Raw genomic sequence first — 15,588 nt, 5'->3', positions numbered from 1 at the left:
TCAGATACCCTTTTGCTGTTTATTATTGACCGATGATTATCTCATCATGCGAAACACTGTTTTTAGTACTTCGTCTACTACCTCCGTGTCTCCAGTTTCTAAACGTTCTCTCACGCATGATTTCATGTGCTTTTCCAAAAGTAACTTCGATACCCCGTCAAGGGCAGCCTGAGCTGAGGAGATTTGATTTAAGACGTCATCACAATAATCTCGGCGCTCAATCATTCCTTTAATGCCCCGAATTTGACCCTCGATCCGGTTCATCCGTACGATGAGCTGCTGGATCGTCTTTTCGTCATGATGACTCCTGAGTTTACTGTCTTTTCCGTCATATCTTGGCAACAAGAAATCTTTTTAACCAGTCCGTTCATTGATTCACCACCATTTCAACTATAGTATAGGGGGCTACCCTATATGTTGAAGTTTAAAAAAAGCAACCACAATGGGTATACTGATAAAATTGATCCTGTACTTAGTGTGACTCAATGATACGATAAACTTATGAATAACTTGTGAATTTCTTATTAGAAAAGTTGTAATTATTTTAAAGGGCTGTAACTCCCAGCGGAGACACGACCCTTTTTCCAATTACCCAGTATTATTGAAACACTTATAATCTTTCAAAACACATTAATGCCCGTGGATATCTTTCCCTTGCTCTTGCTGTTGCTGAGACGGTGGGAAAACGTCTGAGATCGCTTGTGGCAAGGCTGTCATTACCAAGACAATTGAGATAACTGAAGATATAAGATAAACCCATGCAGCAGGACGGTCATAACTCCATTTACGTTTAGCAACACGAATAAACCACGCTGAAAACACAAGAGAAACCACTAAGAAGATAATCTTTACTGGCGGAGATAGCGATAATAGACTTGAGCTTAGAGTAGTTAGACCCAATGCGATTAAAAGAGTATGAACCCAATGGTGGGAAGAAGCAACAATTGCAAAAGAAACTGAACCTATGGCTTTAATGATACCTTTATCCTTTTTTCTGTCCTGAACCGCTTCGCACTCATTCATATGTGTTCCTCCTTAGTATGTTAAGATTTGTCACCTTGGCGATGGTACATTGAGTTAGCATCTTCTATTATTTCCTCCTTGTCACTCTTAGCTTTGACTAGCTTCTACCGGTTTATTGTAACAAGCGAATATGACTAAGTTATGAATCACCTATGAATAACTTATGAAAAATCGGAAAGGCAGACATTTTCGTTAGTATGGATACGGGAGGAACTTGAAGTCGCATTATCTGCCGATACTCAAAATGATTTGGGAGCGAAATATAACGAGAACAGACTGCATTTAAATGCTGCCTGTTCTCTTCTTACTTAACCAAAGTTAACTTAGTTTTTCACAACCAGGTTAAGCTCGATCTTCATTAGTTATTCACATTGTTATTGTAGTATGTAATATTAATATCTCTAATTGAAACAATAGATATTATCTACCTACAAAAAAGAGAATGAAGAGGCGACAAGAATGAAAAAGAAAGTCATTATAATTGCGTTTGCATTGACAGTTTTAGGTGGGGCATACTACTTCTTTTCTACTCCACAGGTAAAAGCAACGGAATTTAACTTAGATATCAAGGAAACTGCGTGGGAAATACGGGCAGGATTGACAACAAACGTTTGGAGTTATGGTGGCACTGTTCCCGGTATGCCGATAGTAGTGAAGAAAGGCGATACTGTTCGCATCTCCGGTATTAACAATCTGCCTACTTCAACAAATATCCACTGGCATGGTCTCGTGGTTCCCAATGATCAGGATGGGCCAGGAAAGACCATAGAGCCAGGCAAGCGCTTTACTTATTCGTTCAAGGTCAATGATTCTGGAACATACTGGTATCATTCTCACTACCGCCCGGTACTAGACCAAGTTGATAATGGTTTGTATGCCCCATTTATTATTAAAGCTCCCGAGGATGACTTGTATAGTGGTGATCATGTGCTCGTTTTGGATGACTGGTATCTAGATGCCAAGGGTAACCGCTTACAAGGCACCGCTAGAGGGGATATGGAGAGATTCGGTAATGTTGAGACAGTGAATGGAAAAACGGACTCGGCGATTGAGCCACTTGTACTGCGCAAAGGGGAATTGCATAAATTGCGCTTTATCAATGCCTCTACAGCAGCTGTCCATACCATCAAAATTAGCGGACATAAATTCCGTGTCACTCACACCGACGGTCATCCCTTGGCAGAACCTTATGAAACAGATACGATTACCCTGTCCCCCGCTGAACGAATTGATGCCGAAGTAGCAGCTGTGGGGGAGGAAGAGAAAAGTTATCTGATAGAAAGTGAGCGCAGCGAACTGGGAATTAAAATTCCTATTAACTATCAGGTAGGTCAGGTTTCAACGGTACTATCACCTTTTGTTCCTCCTCAGTCCATAGCTATACCAGAGATAGATAACCGTACCCCTGATTATACGCTGACCCTTAACTCTGTGATGGATATGGCGGCTAATGGGCAATCTAGTAACCTGGGGGGTGGGCATGATATGACGTCTATGCCCATGCCAGCCACTGAATCAGGCGCTATGGATAGCATGATGCGCTGGACCATTAACGGAAAGTCCTATCCCGATACTTATCCAATAGCGGTAAAGTTGGGGGAAGTTGTTAAACTTCGTTTGTGGAACAAGGATGTAAGTACCGCAGAAGAAATGGATCATCCGATTCACATCCATGGTACCGCTTTTCAGATTGTTTCTTTGAACGGTAGCAAACCTGAGCGAGAAACCTGGAAGGATACTGTTAATGTCCCTGCTGGCGAGTATGTAGATATTGCCTTTACCATGACTAATCCAGGCACGTGGATGCTGCACTGCCATATACTTGACCATGAGGATGGCGGAATGATGACAAGTATAGTGGCAAAGTAAGTATATTTAGCACGCATTGAGAAAAGGGCCAGCGATAATTGTAAGGCTGGCCCTTCGTTAATGATAATGTTTGTCTTTATAAACTTACCTGAGCTGAGAGCCGTTGATCCAACGGGTGACTCTTTCGCTCCATTAATTACTCGGGGAGAAAAGTTTCACAGTCAGTCATTTCAGTGCTCGTTGCATTTGGAGATTGAACTTCGATTTTATCTGCATAGCAATGATCCCCTGAGCCATAATAATGGCATGTGTTTACGACACATTTGATCCCACCGTTAGGTTGAGACATTTTTTTAGCGTGTCCAGTCATAGTTAGAACTCCTCCTTTGTTTTAAATTCACTAGTATTATGATCTAACCGAAATGATTATATGAATAATAAATCTCATAACTTATGCCATTAGTTAGTTATAATTCATATTAAAGCGGCTAAGGTTAAAAATCCTCAGTCGCTTTTTATTGTCTTCTGTTCATTTACCCTCTAGATCCTTTTTTCGGCTCTGATACTCTGTCGAATCTATTTCACCACGCGCATATCGTTCACGCAAGATGTCCATTCCACTATATTTACTTTGCCCTCCAGTATGATTGTGCGAATCAGTACGCCGAAAAATATAGATTCCCAGCAAAATAATCCCAATCCAGAAGATGAGGTGCATTCCAAATCCCGCCATCCCCATCATCCCATAGCCGCCACTTCCATACCCCCCATAGCCCCAACCACCCATCATATAAATAAATCCCTCCTTCAATTATATTATTAAACTCCAACATATTATCTCTGAATACATTGTCAATTATGTAGGATGCAGTTCTCTTTCAAAAAAACCATGCTCACTTGTTATGTTCATAAGTTATTCACAACTTATACATGAGTTTTTCATTTTAATTCGTTATAGTTCATTTAGAACTTGTCCCAAGAAAAAGATGGAGGTAATAATAATGAAAAAGATTTTCACAATAATTACAACTGGATTTATGATTATGGCTTTCTCCAACGTCGCTTTTGCATCAACAGCAGTTTCCCAAATGGCTACAACTAAGGGTGGTCAAGCTGTAGCACAATGTGCTCAAAAAATGGATCAAGGCGTATCTCAGTGTGCCCAGAAACCGATTTGCAATGAATTAAGCATGAATAATGATTTAATTACCAAATAAACCAATACCTACTTAAGGTCCATTGGCTGTAAACTCTATCTTATGCCTTTATTCACCCGTTAGAACGCAATAATTGCATTGAGGCAGCCCATGGGCCTTTTTCTTTTAAGTTACTTTCACAATGTTAAATTTTTGATAGTTCTCCTTGATGGCGTATACGATTAACTAATCGGGCCAAGAAGACTTCTATGAATTTACAGGCTTGAAGAAATGATTAAAGGCTCAGACCCATATTTATGGTCTGAGCCTTTAATATTCTAAGCTCGGGTATGCCACGTTCAGGGATTTATCTTCTCATAGATCCCATCATAGTCTTGTCGCTTGATTGTTGGACTGACTGCTGAGAAGATTTGGAATTGTCCTGGTGGTTCGTTTCAGCCATTTCTTGTATATGTTGGGAATCTCTCATCTGGTCATTCATTTGAGTGTTCATCGGCATAGTCTGCATCTGAGTATTTACTGACATATCTTGCATTTGAGTATTCGCTGGCAGGTTTTCCATCTGATCAGTCATGGACACGTTAGAATTCCTCATTTGATCGGAGATATCTGTTTTATCTGGAACTATTTGAGTAGGTTGAGCGGTTTCGACCTGCTCAACTTCTGTGCTTGTGACATCCTTGTTATCCATATAGGTTTGAGTATTTGGCGTCATTGGTTGCAGGTCCGTGGTATTGTTATCACTTGTTGCAGCGGTTACGACCCCAGCCACTCCCAGTACCATAGCCATTGATAATGAAACCATTAGAGCTCTCTTTTTCATAATTCATTCAATCCTTTCAAACTAAGTTTTTTAAGTGTTTGCTTTCTCCGATTCTAATACAAGTTTGAGATTATTGTCTGACTGTCACCTCCTGTGTCGCCAAAGTATTCGTACACCTGTTGCATTTTCGAGGGGTAGGTTAAGAATTTTCTTAACCTACTTTTTTCTGGTACCCCCTTAAATTCAGATAATACGAGAGTAATCTATTAAATGGAGGGTTTGAATTGCCAGAATTAATGATTGAGCAATTTTCGATACTAGCCAAAAAAAGGAAATGGACTTTCTAGAGAGAGTTTATACAAAATCACAAACCGTTAATAATACAAGGTCAGCTCCAACCTCTGTAAACGATCTCTCACCTAGGGACATGATGAGGTGCTTCTATCGTCAAGAGAGGGGTTCGCGCACTAAAAAAAGGGCTGCCCTGAAAAACATCTAAGGTAACCCCAAAAGAAAGAAAGAAAGAAAGCAAATCAAGCTACCCACTTTAGATAGGCTCTTAATGTATAATTAACAACTTAAGACACTATCCTCCGCCCGTTTTTATTATTGAGTGATAAGTAACAGAATGATTATGACTCAGTAAAATATAGTAAATTAAACGCAAGGAGTTGATTATATTGGTCAACAGATACATGGGGTATCCTGGATTTAAGCCAGGTGATAAAGTTGTATCCCTCGCAATTCATCCACCGGAGATTCAAAGCGGAACTAAAGCGACTATAGTTTCACCGAAAGTAGAGGGGCTTTATGCAGTTCAATTACCTAATGGGGAACTCCATCGGTGGTTTGCTTGGTCTGAGTTGGAGGCCGTTAATTCTAACCCTAATTGTAATGGAATCCATCAGAAGGGGGTGTTTGTCAGGATATTAAATGATCAAGGGCATCCTCATATGATTCATAAGGGTATGATTGTCAAAGTGGTTAAGGTTATTCCACAGACTCTTTTTTATGATTTAAGAATGGAGAATGGAATGTACCACAGATGGCTTGCTGATTTTGAGCTCATACCCGCAAACTTAGTTTGAGGAGGGATCAGTCAAATTAGACCAATTTTCCTAATTCTCTATTCACAAGAAATTCATAAGTTTTTCATAGGAACTTCATATATAAATGCTACCTTGAGTTAGTAGGTCAACTTGTAAAAAAGAAACGCTCTGTTATAGAAGAAAACTAATTAGCGCTAGAGGTCCTTGGAGATTAACTAGATTTTAAACTCAGCAAGACGTCTAAAGGCTTAGACCCTAATGGTCTGAGCCTTATTTTATCCTAATCAAAAAGAATAATGCCAGCTTCACTAAGATTCATCTTACCAGTCTACTCATGTCCCATCCCAGTCTAGCTGCTTGATCTAGTTTTTAAGCCTAGCTGATCAGCACTGGTTAGAAATATTATGCTTGCTTGTTCCAGCCATTTCTTAAAGTGTTAAGGATTAAGTTTTTTAGCAGCTTTTTTCACCGGGTACCCCCCAAATTTCAGTTACATATACGAAGTTAATCTATTAAGTGGAGGGGTTGAAGTGCCAGAAGTAACGATTCAGCAAACTTTACTACTTGCTAAAAAAGGAAACGAACTGTCTAGAGAAGAGTTTATACAAAATCACAAACCATTTATGATCAAGATCAGCTCCACCCTCTGTAAACGCTATCTCACCTGGGGACATGATGAGGAGCTAAGCATCGCGTTAGTTGCTTTTAATGAAGCGATCGACAGTTTTAACCCTGACGATCGGGCGTCTTTCTATGGTTTTGCTAAAACGGTGATTACGAGACGGTTGATTGACTACTTTCGCAAAGAGTCTAAACATCAAGTGCTCTCGCTTACCCCGATGGAGCCTGACAAAGATGATCTCTATGATTATGAATCAGCCGCCTCGTTTAAACACTATAAAGAGGATGAACAAAAAAGTGATTTTGCTGAAACGGTGAAAAGCTATACCACCGTACTAGCCGAGTATGGGATAATATTCGAAGACTTAGTTGAAGCTTCCCCAAAACATAAAGACAGTAAGGCAACTCTCTGGAGAGTCGCCCAAGAACTTTGTGAACACTCAAATTTATTAAAACACCTGACTAAAACAAGGCTTTTACCGCTTAAAGAGTTAGAACTCCTTACCGGCGTGAAGCGAAAGGTTCTAGAAAGGGGTAGAAAATATCTCATCGCAACCACTCTAATCCTATCAGACCCAGAATTCGAGTCTTTGAAAGGTTTTACACAGATGGACTCTATCGTCCAAGAGAGGGGTTAGCTTAATGAAAAAGACATCGGGCATTGTCATGAAGACATCAAAAAAAGTCACCATTCTTTACACTGAAAGCGGTGACTATCTAGAAATTAAAACGCCTAAGGGCGCTCCTACTCTCGGACAGGTCCTTGAAATCGAGCTACCTGAGCCTAAACCTTTAAGACATCGACTCCTCAAATTTGGTTCTGTGGCTGCTATCCTGCTACTCGCCTTGTCGCTAAGTGTTTTCAACTTTATCTCTGGGCCTAATACGGCTGTGGCTGCTGTTGTGATCGATATGGACTCTAGCATAGAATTATTAATTAACCGTGATGCTAAAGTTCTTAAGGCAATTGATGTAACGCAAAGGTCCGGAGATTCACCCGCCAATCAACAGCTTCAAGGGATGGACCTCTATACTGCTGTAGACTTGATCATCGATAGAGCGCATCAACAAGGTGTCTTTAATCAAGCTAACCCCTTGATCCTGACAAGTATTATCCCGCTGGATGACCAACCAGTCGATGTTATCGATCAGGGTAAACTCCGAGAATCCATCGAGCGCCATATGCGTAATGAAAGCATCTCTGCTAACATGATGGTTATTAAGGCAGATGAAATTACCCGTAACGCAGCTCAAAGCCTTGGTATGAGTGTCAATCATTATCAAATTTATAAGCGAATTCAGGAAAAGGGATTGATTGTCACTACGGATGGTTCTAATTCGAAGGATACCCATCATATGTTGGCCGAGGCAAATACGACCTTACTGTCACTTTTCCCTAAAGAAAGCATGATTATATCCCCTCCAAACGGGATGCATGAAGAAAATTCCAACTCAATGGGTAATTCGATGACGGGTGAAAGTACCCCCACTGATTCCTCCGAGTCTGGATCAAATCAATCCTTACCCAACAAAGCTGATGAGTCAACATCTTCCGGATACACTATGCCTGGCAGCCAACATGAGAGCGGTGAGGCTTTAGAATCTATACCAACACCCATGCAAGGTAACTTAGACAGTTCAGAAGGCTCAGGAGAACATCAAATGATGCGTTAAAGCACTGACGCCTTTGATAGAATCAACTTAAGCATGACCTCTTCTGGAGTACCAAAAATCCCATCCCCTTTCTCTCCTTTGAATATTTCGGTGCGGTAGCACCACCAATACGCTTAGTACTGAGCCACAATTATTCACTCCTTCAATCCTTACAGTAATTTGATTAGGGAGACATACGATTGATTGGTATGCAGTCTCTATCCATCCTGTGTCTGAGCAAATGGATTTTGGACAAATATCCAGATTTATTTCACACTTATTCGCCCATTATTAACCTAGACATGACTGAATATTCGACGTGACAGCCCCCCCGATACGCTCTTGGCTGAGCCACATTTGATGGCTCTCACGGAGCATATTCAATGACAATGGTATATGAATATTTGAACTGAACCCCAAATATTGGACATTATGATATAATCATTTTGTTTATGAAAGGGGTTTCAAGATGGTTATCAAGGGTCAAAAACTGAAGCACTACTCTGGAGACTTCAAACTAAGTGCAGTTGAAGAAGTGCTAACCAATCATATGGGTCAAAGAGAGACCGCACGAAAATATGGTGTAACTCATAAGATGGTTCAAACCTGGATACGTTTGTATCTCGAAAAAGGTAAGGATTATTTTAACTCCGATGTTTCAAAACATAAAAGTACGTTGATTGATGAAATTCCACCCATTCAAATCTTAGATCATAAAACCCTAGTAACACCACGGAGGTCAAAGCATCCCAAGGTGGACGAATCCTCATTACCTGATGAAATTCAAAATGAACTCAACGTGTTACGAATGGAGAATGAGTATCTAAAAAAATTAAACGCCTTAGTCCGGAAAAAGGAAAAGTCACGAACAAGGATAAAGCTCAAATAGTACACGAGCTAAGGCGTAAATATAAAGTTAATGAGCTGGTAAAAATAGCGGGTATTCCTCGAAGCACATATTACTATTACACTAAATCCCAATGCAAACTGGACAAGTATGCTGCGATTCGCCCTGTAATGAAGCAGATATTTACTGATAACAAGGGGCGTTATGGTTATCGTCGGATAACTGCTGAGCTAAAGAAAAAAGGTTTAGTCATCAATCATAAAACGGTGATGAGACTAATGAAAGAATTAAACCTGCATTGCTTTGTACGAATAAAAAAATACAACTCGTATCGGGGTGATGTAGGAAAAGTTGCCCCAAACCTGTTAAACCGCGAATTTCAAGCAGCAAAACCCAATGAAAAGTGGGTTACTGATATTACAGAGTTTCATCTCTATGGCCAGAAGATATATTTATCTCCTATATTGGATCTGTATAATGGAGAAATTATCAGCTACGACATTTCAAATCATCCTCGATTTTCACAGGTTATGGGAATGTTAGATCGGGCCTTTAAAAAGATACCTGACAATACCGGTCTGATACTACATTCAGATCAAGGATGGCAATACCGCATGGCAGCCTATCAAGAGGCTTTGGTGGGGAAAGGAATCCACCAGAGTATGTCGCGAAAGGCTACATGTTTAGATAATGCTGTAGTGGAAAACTTCTTTGGCCACCTAAAATCTGAATTACTTTATAACCAGGAATTTGAGTCCGTGGAACATTTTGTTCAGGAACTTCATGCGTACCTAGAGTATTATAATCACAAAAGAATAAAGAAAAAGCTTAACTATATGAGTCCAATAGAATACAGATTGTTACAGGAAACTGCGTAATGGATAAAAGAATGGGAACAAACGTACATTGGTTAGACTATGATTGGCTCTTGCCAATTATCGGAGGATAGGGCAATGCTGGAGAGCAACCTGAGCGCCAAATTGGTTCTGCCTGGGGAAATGCAGGGACGGATTTTAGTTTCGTCCCTCATTATTTCCTTTGAGGAGAACTAAAGCGATAAACTCTAGGGCGAAGCCCTACCTGAACTATTTTGTCTAAATTTTGGGGGTCAGTTCATATTTCGGTGTGGCAGAGCCACCAATCGGTGGCTCTCGCGGAGCATATTATTCAGTATATGGAAGAGATAAACAAAGATCATGTATCTAAAAAGAATAAAAGGAAGAAGCAACTACAAGCGGCGAAATAGAAGTTTCGAGGGGACGATCCTTAAAATATAGTAACTGAAATCAAGACACAACAAGTAGGGCAGTGTCTTCCGTTGTGGAGACACTGCCCTTGCTTTACAGTACTGGAGATAACCAGAAGAGGATGCCTCTAGTGAGATCCCATTAATTAGGCAATTCCTAAGTGGATCTTCAGTCTCTGACCGATATAGATCAGATTAGGGTTCTTTATCGAAGGATTCATGTGAACTAAATGCTGAATGGAAGTGTGGTGATGATGAGCTATCTTCCAAAGGGTTTCCCCTCGCTTTACTGTATGAAACATCATATGCATGGTCAGCACTCCTTTTACTAATTTTATCCATAATACTCTTGGCAGTATTAAGAAGTGCACGGTCATACAACATGTCTTTTAGTTTTGATTTACACTATGTAAATATACCCTCTTCACATCACCCAAATAATAACATATTTTTAGCTGGAACGAAAATACACTTCTAATGACTTAAGGACAGTCTCTCCACTGCATTCGCCTTATCCTGCTCAGACGGCTGAGTATAAATTCGCGTAGTATTTAAACTCTTGTGCCCCATAATCTCAGCGACCATTTCCAGTCCTTCACCAGTTTTCAGTAGATTCCGGGCAAACGTATGCCTCAGTGAGTGGGGGTGAAGTTCCGGTAGTTTCGCTAGATAAGCGTACTGGTCGATAACCTGCCGAATCCCGCTGGCCGTTAGACGTCCAGTTCCCATCCCCCGCTGACTTAAAAATACCGGCCCACTTGTGCGACCGTTCAAATAATCGGTCAGGACTTTCCGTGTATCGCTATTGAGGGGCACTGTGCGAAATTTACCCCCTTTCCCCTGCCGTACTTTAAGACTTCCGGAGCGATCCCCAATAATGAGATCGTCAATATCCAAAGCGGCCACTTCGCTAATACGAAGGCCAGTGTTTAGCATGAGCGTAATCAGTGCAATATCTCGTGGTATGCTTTCGCGTTCCACAGCACGAGTAAGTGAGCGTTGGTCCAACCTCTCTAGCCCTTGAGGTGCAGAGCGTACCTCTTCCACATATGATGGCATTGGTATATTCTGACCGATAAAGTCCAGCCAGTTTGCAATAGCAACGAAGGAAAGATTGACTGTCGATGGAGAACGCTTAAGGTTGATTAATAAGTAGGATTTGTATTCACGCAGGTCTGTAGGAGTAACACGCTCATGAGTAAGTGTTTCTCCATTCGTCGATTCATACCACTTAGCAAAACGCAGCACTCTCTGCCGATAGGCTCTAAGGGTGTTTTCACTTTTGTTGGCATGATGAAGATGTTCTAACCATGCGTTGAGATCTGGGACGTTGGTCGTTGGCAAAGACATCACCTCTTTTTCTTTTTGATTCGCCCTGGGATTCCTCCTATGTTTTGGGCTTAAAATCTTATCTCCTGAGTTTTTCGACACTTAACGACCATAACGGCTGCGAGCATAGTGTTTGAAACCCTCAGGCCATAAGCTTTTCTAAAAACAGTCCTATCACGGTTACTCAAGAACCCAAGAGATAATGTATATTATCTCTTATACTTATCTGCTATTTGCAGCATACATAATACGTCTTATGGGGCTCCATGACATCAGGTTTGTAAAGCGCTAGATGGTGTGTTCAGATCATCATGGCCCCACTGAGAGATCGTAGAGACATCAGATGAATGACAATTGAGTAAGGTTCACACTCATCGCCTCTTGTTTTTTCACTTCGGAACTCGTCAGTAAGTGGTAATTATTTAGGCAACCATTTCAGTTGGCTCCATCGCTTGGTGAGATTTGACATGGTGCAACCACATCATCAGTCTCCTTTATTCCTAGATACTCTGAGGTTTAATTTCTTTTGTTCCGAAAGAATCTTGGTCGGAAATTTTATAATAATAATTAATTGGTACGTTAAACATATTAGCTGCATTCTGAAGTATAGTCTTAATTGTATTTGGAGACATTTTGCCAGGGTTCTCTTTAAACATTAAATGATAAAATGATGCCCAAAAAATTGCTGCGTCACGAAATTCAATATTTTTTTTAGGACCAGCTAAAGAATAACAACCGGTACGGGGAATCATCTCTTTTGCAAGTTGTTCATTTACAGCAGAGCATGCTGAGATAAATAATCTCCTTTTCTCTAAGTTTGGTCCAACAATATGACCAAACTCGGAGAAAGAAATCTTTTCATCTAACGTGGTATAAAGAGAAGTACTATTACCATGACATGATAAATGGAGATACCTATAGTCACTTTCATAGAATTTGCCTAAAATCATTTTTAGTTCTTTTTTCGTCCGGATATAATAGTACCTTGGTTTCTTACCTGCGAATTCTAATATTTGCGACAAAAATTTTCCTTCGTATAGATTATCTTTTTCATCTTTCCAATCTAAAGACTCAATAATAAACACATCAGCCTTACTTGACATCTAATTTCCCCCGTAAAAATGATTTTTCCGGCCCTGGATGGCCGTTTAACTTTTAGGTATTCCCTCAGCGTAATAAACCACTTTCATCAATTCTAAGTTGCGGGAATGCCGAGTTACCGGATGGATACATCACCAGGAGCTCCCCCAGACTCTAATCCGAAGGCAGCCAACACTGTTTGGGTTACGGATATAACCTATGTTTACACCCTATCTAGATTTGCCTATCTGACGAGTGTGATGAATCTGTTTTCTAGGAAAATTATAGGATGGCAGGTATTGGATCGTTTATCCACAGAACATGTATTAAAGGCCTTTGAAAATGCTATAATGAATCAAAAAATTAGTCAGCCTGTAGTAATCCATAGCGACAGAGGAGTTCAGTTTGTCTCTAAAAGCTATTTAGAGGGTACTCCAGCAGCCCATTTTATTCACAGTTCCTCAAAGAAGGGAACCCCCTACAATGCATGTATAGAAGCCTTCCATGCTTTAATTAAACCCGGAATTAATGACTTATCTCAAATTCTGTTCCAAAGACTATAAATAGGAAATCTAACGAATTTTTCTTTTTCGCTTGGAGGTAACTTATCATAATGAAGTTTTGCCCCACTCGAATTTCCCAAGAGTATATATGCTGCTGTTAAAATATTATCGTTCACATTACCATTTTCTACCAATGAGTATAGTTGCTTTATTTCGTCTTCATTAAGAGGTCTATTGCGTTTAATCGTCTGCAAGTAATTTAACAACATTGCATGAATATTTTCATTATCGTTGCAGGACGCTATTAACCACTCAGAAAGCTTCTGGGCTGCTTTTAATAACTCTTTATTTTTCAAGACACTCTCATCATAAGCAAGAAGCATATCCAGAAGAAGGTGTAAAACTTGTCCATGAAATAGCTTGCTACACTTTACTATAAAAATATCATTGTAAATAGCTTCATAATCAATGTTAGAGAGCTGAAGAAAATTTTCTTTATTCATGATTGTGTATTGTGATGTATCAAACTCGCCATACTCTTCGTTTTTAACACGTAATGCTATATTGTCATTAAAGAAGTTTGAAAGAAGATACAAGTTGTTCTCTTGCTTTCTCGCAATAAGCATAATACAAAGATTAGCAATCGTCATTTTACCTATAGGCTCGATAACTTCAGAATTGCCAAACGAGACTGCCTTGTGATGAACAAAGGCTTCTATCAGTAACCTTATATTTGCCTCATCTACATCTGATAAGTTTGAACAATCCAAGTCATCCTTTACTCCAACCTCATCTAATGCTAATCGTACATTTTTAAGGTGCTCCAGATGCTCCTTTCGCTCCTCTATTCTAAACCTCTTAATCTCCACTGGATTAGCTGGTTTAAACGGCAAATTAATATCCCCAATATTAATAGAGAGACTTTCAAACATATTTATCAAAAAAGCCTCGTCGGTAATTCTTTGTCGAAGTGTTCCCTTTAAATCAAACTTTAGAGTTAGATCATTCATTAGTTTTTTAAATTTAATAATGGTGCTCTTTCCAAAATGTAATTCTCCAGAGTCTTTTTTATGGACAACTTCATAATTGTCATAGTATAGTTTGCCATTACAAAAAACCGGGTTTTCCAGAGTTGTCCCAGCAAAAACTAGGTCGCTCATTATATCTACAGGGATTTTAAGCCCCAATGGAGTAGTCGCATAAATATATACACTATGACTAAAGAGATAGTCAAATGGAGAATTTTCATTTCGAGTGCTTGTAAATCCAAAACTCATCTCTTTTAATTGCCCCATTTTTGACAATTCTTCTACAGACATTATCTCTATGTTACTGATGCTTTTTTGCAGATCTCTATCCCTTAAAAAATTAAAGAACAAATCAACCTTTTCAGTATTATCTGTAGGAAACTGCGTTAGGGAGGCTGATATTGTTTTTTGTTTCCTCGCCTTACTTAATAACTGTTTTATTTTAAACGGAAGCAAATCAGTATAATATATCCTTGTATTACCATCCTGAGAAACATAAACCACAAAGTAAATAGCTCCGTTTTCGGTTAGATACTTGCGTAAATCATCTGTTCGGATAGGATATATTATTGTATCTTTTGTCAAGTCGATACTTTCTTTACTTTTAACTTGTACAGGGACTCGACCCTTGCAAAATTCATTTGATTTGCGTTTATGAGAAAAAACATAAATGTTGCCGTCCCAGATGGGCTCTTTGTCTCGTTCGCTAATGTAAGGAGAAAGATAGTCTGTAATGGAAACACTGGTCTTTACTGCCGATGTCGCGATTACCTCTGTATCCATTGCGCCACTCCTTTTTGCCCATAATATATTAAAGCTACGAAGTATATCTACCTTAAAAACCATTTCAATTAATCCCGCCAGGAATGTGCAGTCGTTATATAAAAGACTCCCTGTTGAGTCTATCCTACTTACCCTTAAACTCCCTGCCCGCCTGATCATATGCAACAATATATTTAATCTCATCGAAGTTGATTAGACTTTGCTCCACTAGGTAATTAGTCGACTTGCCGTCTGAAAGTTCTCTCGGTCCACGAGTAAATGAATCTAAGAGCAAACCATTCTTTTCTGTTCTTTTCTTCGTGACAAAGCCCACACTATCAATAGTAACTGTTCTTTTCCCCTTGTTTCTTACAATAATGTTGATAAAATCTGTATCATCGTCATAATCGCTTGAACCATATACACGCATATTGGGCTTTACTTCTACCGTTACATTAACCCGGTCCCGTAGAAAGTTTAATACTTGGATTACTAGTAAAAACGTAGATATTATTGCTGCGTACCATGATACAGTAGTTGCAGAAATTGTAAATGAAATTGGCAAAACATTAATCCTCCTTTTCGAACAATCATTACTCCCACTAAATTGCCAGTCAATTTGTATTAATTACAATATCACGGGGGAATCTTTGTACAAACAAAAGTACAATAAACGTTCGTTTTTTTGTACTTTGATCAAAAGGGTCGCATCATTTTT

At 39.5% G+C, this 15,588-nt stretch carries 18 protein-coding genes; 7 read left to right on the top strand and 11 right to left on the bottom strand.

Annotation, left to right across the window (positions count from 1 at the left end):
• Nucleotides 1–36 precede the first annotated feature (36 nt).
• The gene (locus tag BUB11_RS01075) at nt 37–345 is read right to left on the bottom strand and encodes a metal-sensitive transcriptional regulator (RefSeq protein ID WP_073027179.1); all 309 of its coding nucleotides are present in this window, start codon (nt 343–345) and stop codon (nt 37–39) included.
• A 285-nt stretch (nt 346–630) separates the two neighbouring features.
• Nucleotides 631–1,023: a hypothetical protein gene (locus BUB11_RS01070; RefSeq protein WP_073027177.1), complete on the bottom strand. Its 393-nt coding sequence runs from the start codon at nt 1,021–1,023 to the stop codon at nt 631–633.
• A gap of 459 nt (nt 1,024–1,482) precedes the next feature.
• Between BUB11_RS01070 and BUB11_RS01065 the strand changes: the two genes are divergently transcribed.
• Nucleotides 1,483–2,892, top strand: coding sequence for a multicopper oxidase family protein (locus BUB11_RS01065; protein WP_073027175.1), 1,410 nt, complete (start codon nt 1,483–1,485; stop codon nt 2,890–2,892).
• 136 nt (nt 2,893–3,028) lie between these two features.
• Here the strand turns inward: BUB11_RS01065 and BUB11_RS01060 are convergent, their stop codons facing one another.
• Nucleotides 3,029–3,202, bottom strand: a complete 174-nt coding sequence (locus BUB11_RS01060; protein WP_073027173.1) for a DUF1540 domain-containing protein — start codon at nt 3,200–3,202, stop codon at nt 3,029–3,031.
• A 159-nt stretch (nt 3,203–3,361) separates the two neighbouring features.
• Nucleotides 3,362–3,619 (bottom strand): SHOCT domain-containing protein, encoded by a 258-nt coding sequence (locus BUB11_RS01055; protein ID WP_073028148.1) that lies wholly within the window; start codon nt 3,617–3,619, stop codon nt 3,362–3,364.
• Between the two features lie 214 nt (nt 3,620–3,833).
• Here BUB11_RS01055 and BUB11_RS01050 point away from each other — a divergent pair, with 214 nt between their 5' ends.
• Nucleotides 3,834–4,049, top strand: coding sequence for a hypothetical protein (locus tag BUB11_RS01050; RefSeq protein ID WP_073027171.1), 216 nt, complete (start codon nt 3,834–3,836; stop codon nt 4,047–4,049).
• 286 nt (nt 4,050–4,335) lie between these two features.
• Here the strand turns inward: BUB11_RS01050 and BUB11_RS01045 are convergent, their stop codons facing one another.
• Entirely contained in the window at nt 4,336–4,812 is a 477-nt protein-coding gene (locus tag BUB11_RS01045) for a hypothetical protein (RefSeq protein WP_073027169.1), read from the bottom strand.
• Between the two features lie 620 nt (nt 4,813–5,432).
• On the opposite strand from BUB11_RS01045, the gene BUB11_RS01040 reads away from it, so the two are divergent.
• The 3 genes from BUB11_RS01040 (at nt 5,433) to BUB11_RS01030 (ending at nt 8,096) form a co-directional block, all read left to right on the top strand.
• Nucleotides 5,433–5,840, top strand: a complete 408-nt coding sequence (locus BUB11_RS01040) for a hypothetical protein (protein WP_073027167.1) — start codon at nt 5,433–5,435, stop codon at nt 5,838–5,840.
• A 491-nt stretch (nt 5,841–6,331) separates the two neighbouring features.
• Nucleotides 6,332–7,060: an RNA polymerase sigma-I factor gene (sigI, locus tag BUB11_RS01035; protein WP_073027166.1), complete on the top strand. Its 729-nt coding sequence runs from the start codon at nt 6,332–6,334 to the stop codon at nt 7,058–7,060.
• Between the two features lie 4 nt (nt 7,061–7,064).
• Nucleotides 7,065–8,096, top strand: coding sequence for an anti-sigma factor domain-containing protein (locus BUB11_RS01030; RefSeq protein WP_073027164.1), 1,032 nt, complete (start codon nt 7,065–7,067; stop codon nt 8,094–8,096).
• A gap of 27 nt (nt 8,097–8,123) precedes the next feature.
• Here BUB11_RS01030 and BUB11_RS26485 read toward each other — a convergent pair whose 3' ends face one another.
• Entirely contained in the window at nt 8,124–8,333 is a 210-nt protein-coding gene (locus BUB11_RS26485; RefSeq protein WP_282433973.1) for a NusG domain II-containing protein, read from the bottom strand.
• A 232-nt stretch (nt 8,334–8,565) separates the two neighbouring features.
• Between BUB11_RS26485 and BUB11_RS01015 the strand changes: the two genes are divergently transcribed.
• Nucleotides 8,566–9,800, top strand: a protein-coding gene (locus BUB11_RS01015) for an IS3 family transposase (RefSeq protein ID WP_427846294.1) whose coding sequence is annotated in 2 segments (ribosomal slippage) — nt 8,566–8,911 and nt 8,911–9,800 — 1,236 coding nt in all. Because the reading frame shifts where the segments join, the coding sequence is not laid out codon by codon here.
• Between the two features lie 514 nt (nt 9,801–10,314).
• Here the strand turns inward: BUB11_RS01015 and BUB11_RS01010 are convergent.
• The 3 genes from BUB11_RS01010 to BUB11_RS01000 all read right to left on the bottom strand — a co-directional run bounded on the left by BUB11_RS01010 (nt 10,315) and on the right by BUB11_RS01000 (nt 12,600).
• On the bottom strand, nt 10,315–10,473 hold the full coding sequence (locus BUB11_RS01010) for a LysM peptidoglycan-binding domain-containing protein (protein WP_242947410.1): 159 nt from the start codon (nt 10,471–10,473) through the stop codon (nt 10,315–10,317).
• 169 nt (nt 10,474–10,642) lie between these two features.
• A complete protein-coding gene (locus BUB11_RS01005) occupies nt 10,643–11,512 on the bottom strand; it encodes a tyrosine-type recombinase/integrase (protein ID WP_159436881.1) in 870 nt (289 codons plus the stop codon).
• A gap of 485 nt (nt 11,513–11,997) precedes the next feature.
• On the bottom strand, nt 11,998–12,600 hold the full coding sequence (locus BUB11_RS01000; protein ID WP_073027158.1) for a hypothetical protein: 603 nt from the start codon (nt 12,598–12,600) through the stop codon (nt 11,998–12,000).
• Between the two features lie 120 nt (nt 12,601–12,720).
• On the opposite strand from BUB11_RS01000, the gene BUB11_RS00995 reads away from it, so the two are divergent.
• A complete protein-coding gene (locus BUB11_RS00995) occupies nt 12,721–13,140 on the top strand; it encodes a DDE-type integrase/transposase/recombinase (RefSeq protein WP_159436880.1) in 420 nt (139 codons plus the stop codon).
• On the opposite strand, the gene BUB11_RS00990 is transcribed toward BUB11_RS00995, so the two are convergent.
• A complete protein-coding gene (locus tag BUB11_RS00990) occupies nt 13,116–14,891 on the bottom strand; it encodes a DUF4365 domain-containing protein (RefSeq protein WP_073027156.1) in 1,776 nt (591 codons plus the stop codon). The two genes, BUB11_RS00995 and BUB11_RS00990, sit on opposite strands and share 25 nt — an antisense overlap.
• Nucleotides 14,892–15,015: 124 nt before the next feature.
• Nucleotides 15,016–15,435: a hypothetical protein gene (locus BUB11_RS00985; protein WP_073027154.1), complete on the bottom strand. Its 420-nt coding sequence runs from the start codon at nt 15,433–15,435 to the stop codon at nt 15,016–15,018.
• Between the last annotated feature and the right edge of the window lie 153 nt (nt 15,436–15,588).

The sequence above is a fragment of the Desulfosporosinus lacus DSM 15449 genome, from assembly GCF_900129935.1.
Classification (GTDB): domain Bacteria; phylum Bacillota; class Desulfitobacteriia; order Desulfitobacteriales; family Desulfitobacteriaceae; genus Desulfosporosinus; species Desulfosporosinus lacus.
The sequence above is the reverse complement of the archived record's forward strand: the minus strand, read 5'-3'. Positions and strand labels throughout refer to the sequence as shown.

Excerpts from the sequence above, each read along its gene's own strand:
- BUB11_RS01070 (WP_073027177.1), bottom strand. The coding sequence starts at position 1,023 with ATGAATGAGTGCGAAGCGGTTCAGGACAGAAAAAAGGATAAAGGTATC.
- BUB11_RS01065 (WP_073027175.1), top strand. The coding sequence starts at position 1,483 with ATGAAAAAGAAAGTCATTATAATTGCGTTTGCATTGACAGTTTTAGGT.
- BUB11_RS01060 (WP_073027173.1), bottom strand. The coding sequence starts at position 3,202 with ATGACTGGACACGCTAAAAAAATGTCTCAACCTAACGGTGGGATCAAA.
- BUB11_RS01055 (WP_073028148.1), bottom strand. The coding sequence starts at position 3,619 with ATGGGTGGTTGGGGCTATGGGGGGTATGGAAGTGGCGGCTATGGGATG.
- BUB11_RS01050 (WP_073027171.1), top strand. The coding sequence starts at position 3,834 with ATGAAAAAGATTTTCACAATAATTACAACTGGATTTATGATTATGGCT.
- BUB11_RS01045 (WP_073027169.1), bottom strand. The coding sequence starts at position 4,812 with ATGAAAAAGAGAGCTCTAATGGTTTCATTATCAATGGCTATGGTACTG.
- BUB11_RS01030 (WP_073027164.1), top strand. The coding sequence starts at position 7,065 with ATGAAAAAGACATCGGGCATTGTCATGAAGACATCAAAAAAAGTCACC.
- BUB11_RS01010 (WP_242947410.1), bottom strand. The coding sequence starts at position 10,473 with ATGATGTTTCATACAGTAAAGCGAGGGGAAACCCTTTGGAAGATAGCT.
- BUB11_RS01000 (WP_073027158.1), bottom strand. The coding sequence starts at position 12,600 with ATGTCAAGTAAGGCTGATGTGTTTATTATTGAGTCTTTAGATTGGAAA.
- BUB11_RS00995 (WP_159436880.1), top strand. The coding sequence starts at position 12,721 with ATGGATACATCACCAGGAGCTCCCCCAGACTCTAATCCGAAGGCAGCC.
- BUB11_RS00990 (WP_073027156.1), bottom strand. The coding sequence starts at position 14,891 with ATGGATACAGAGGTAATCGCGACATCGGCAGTAAAGACCAGTGTTTCC.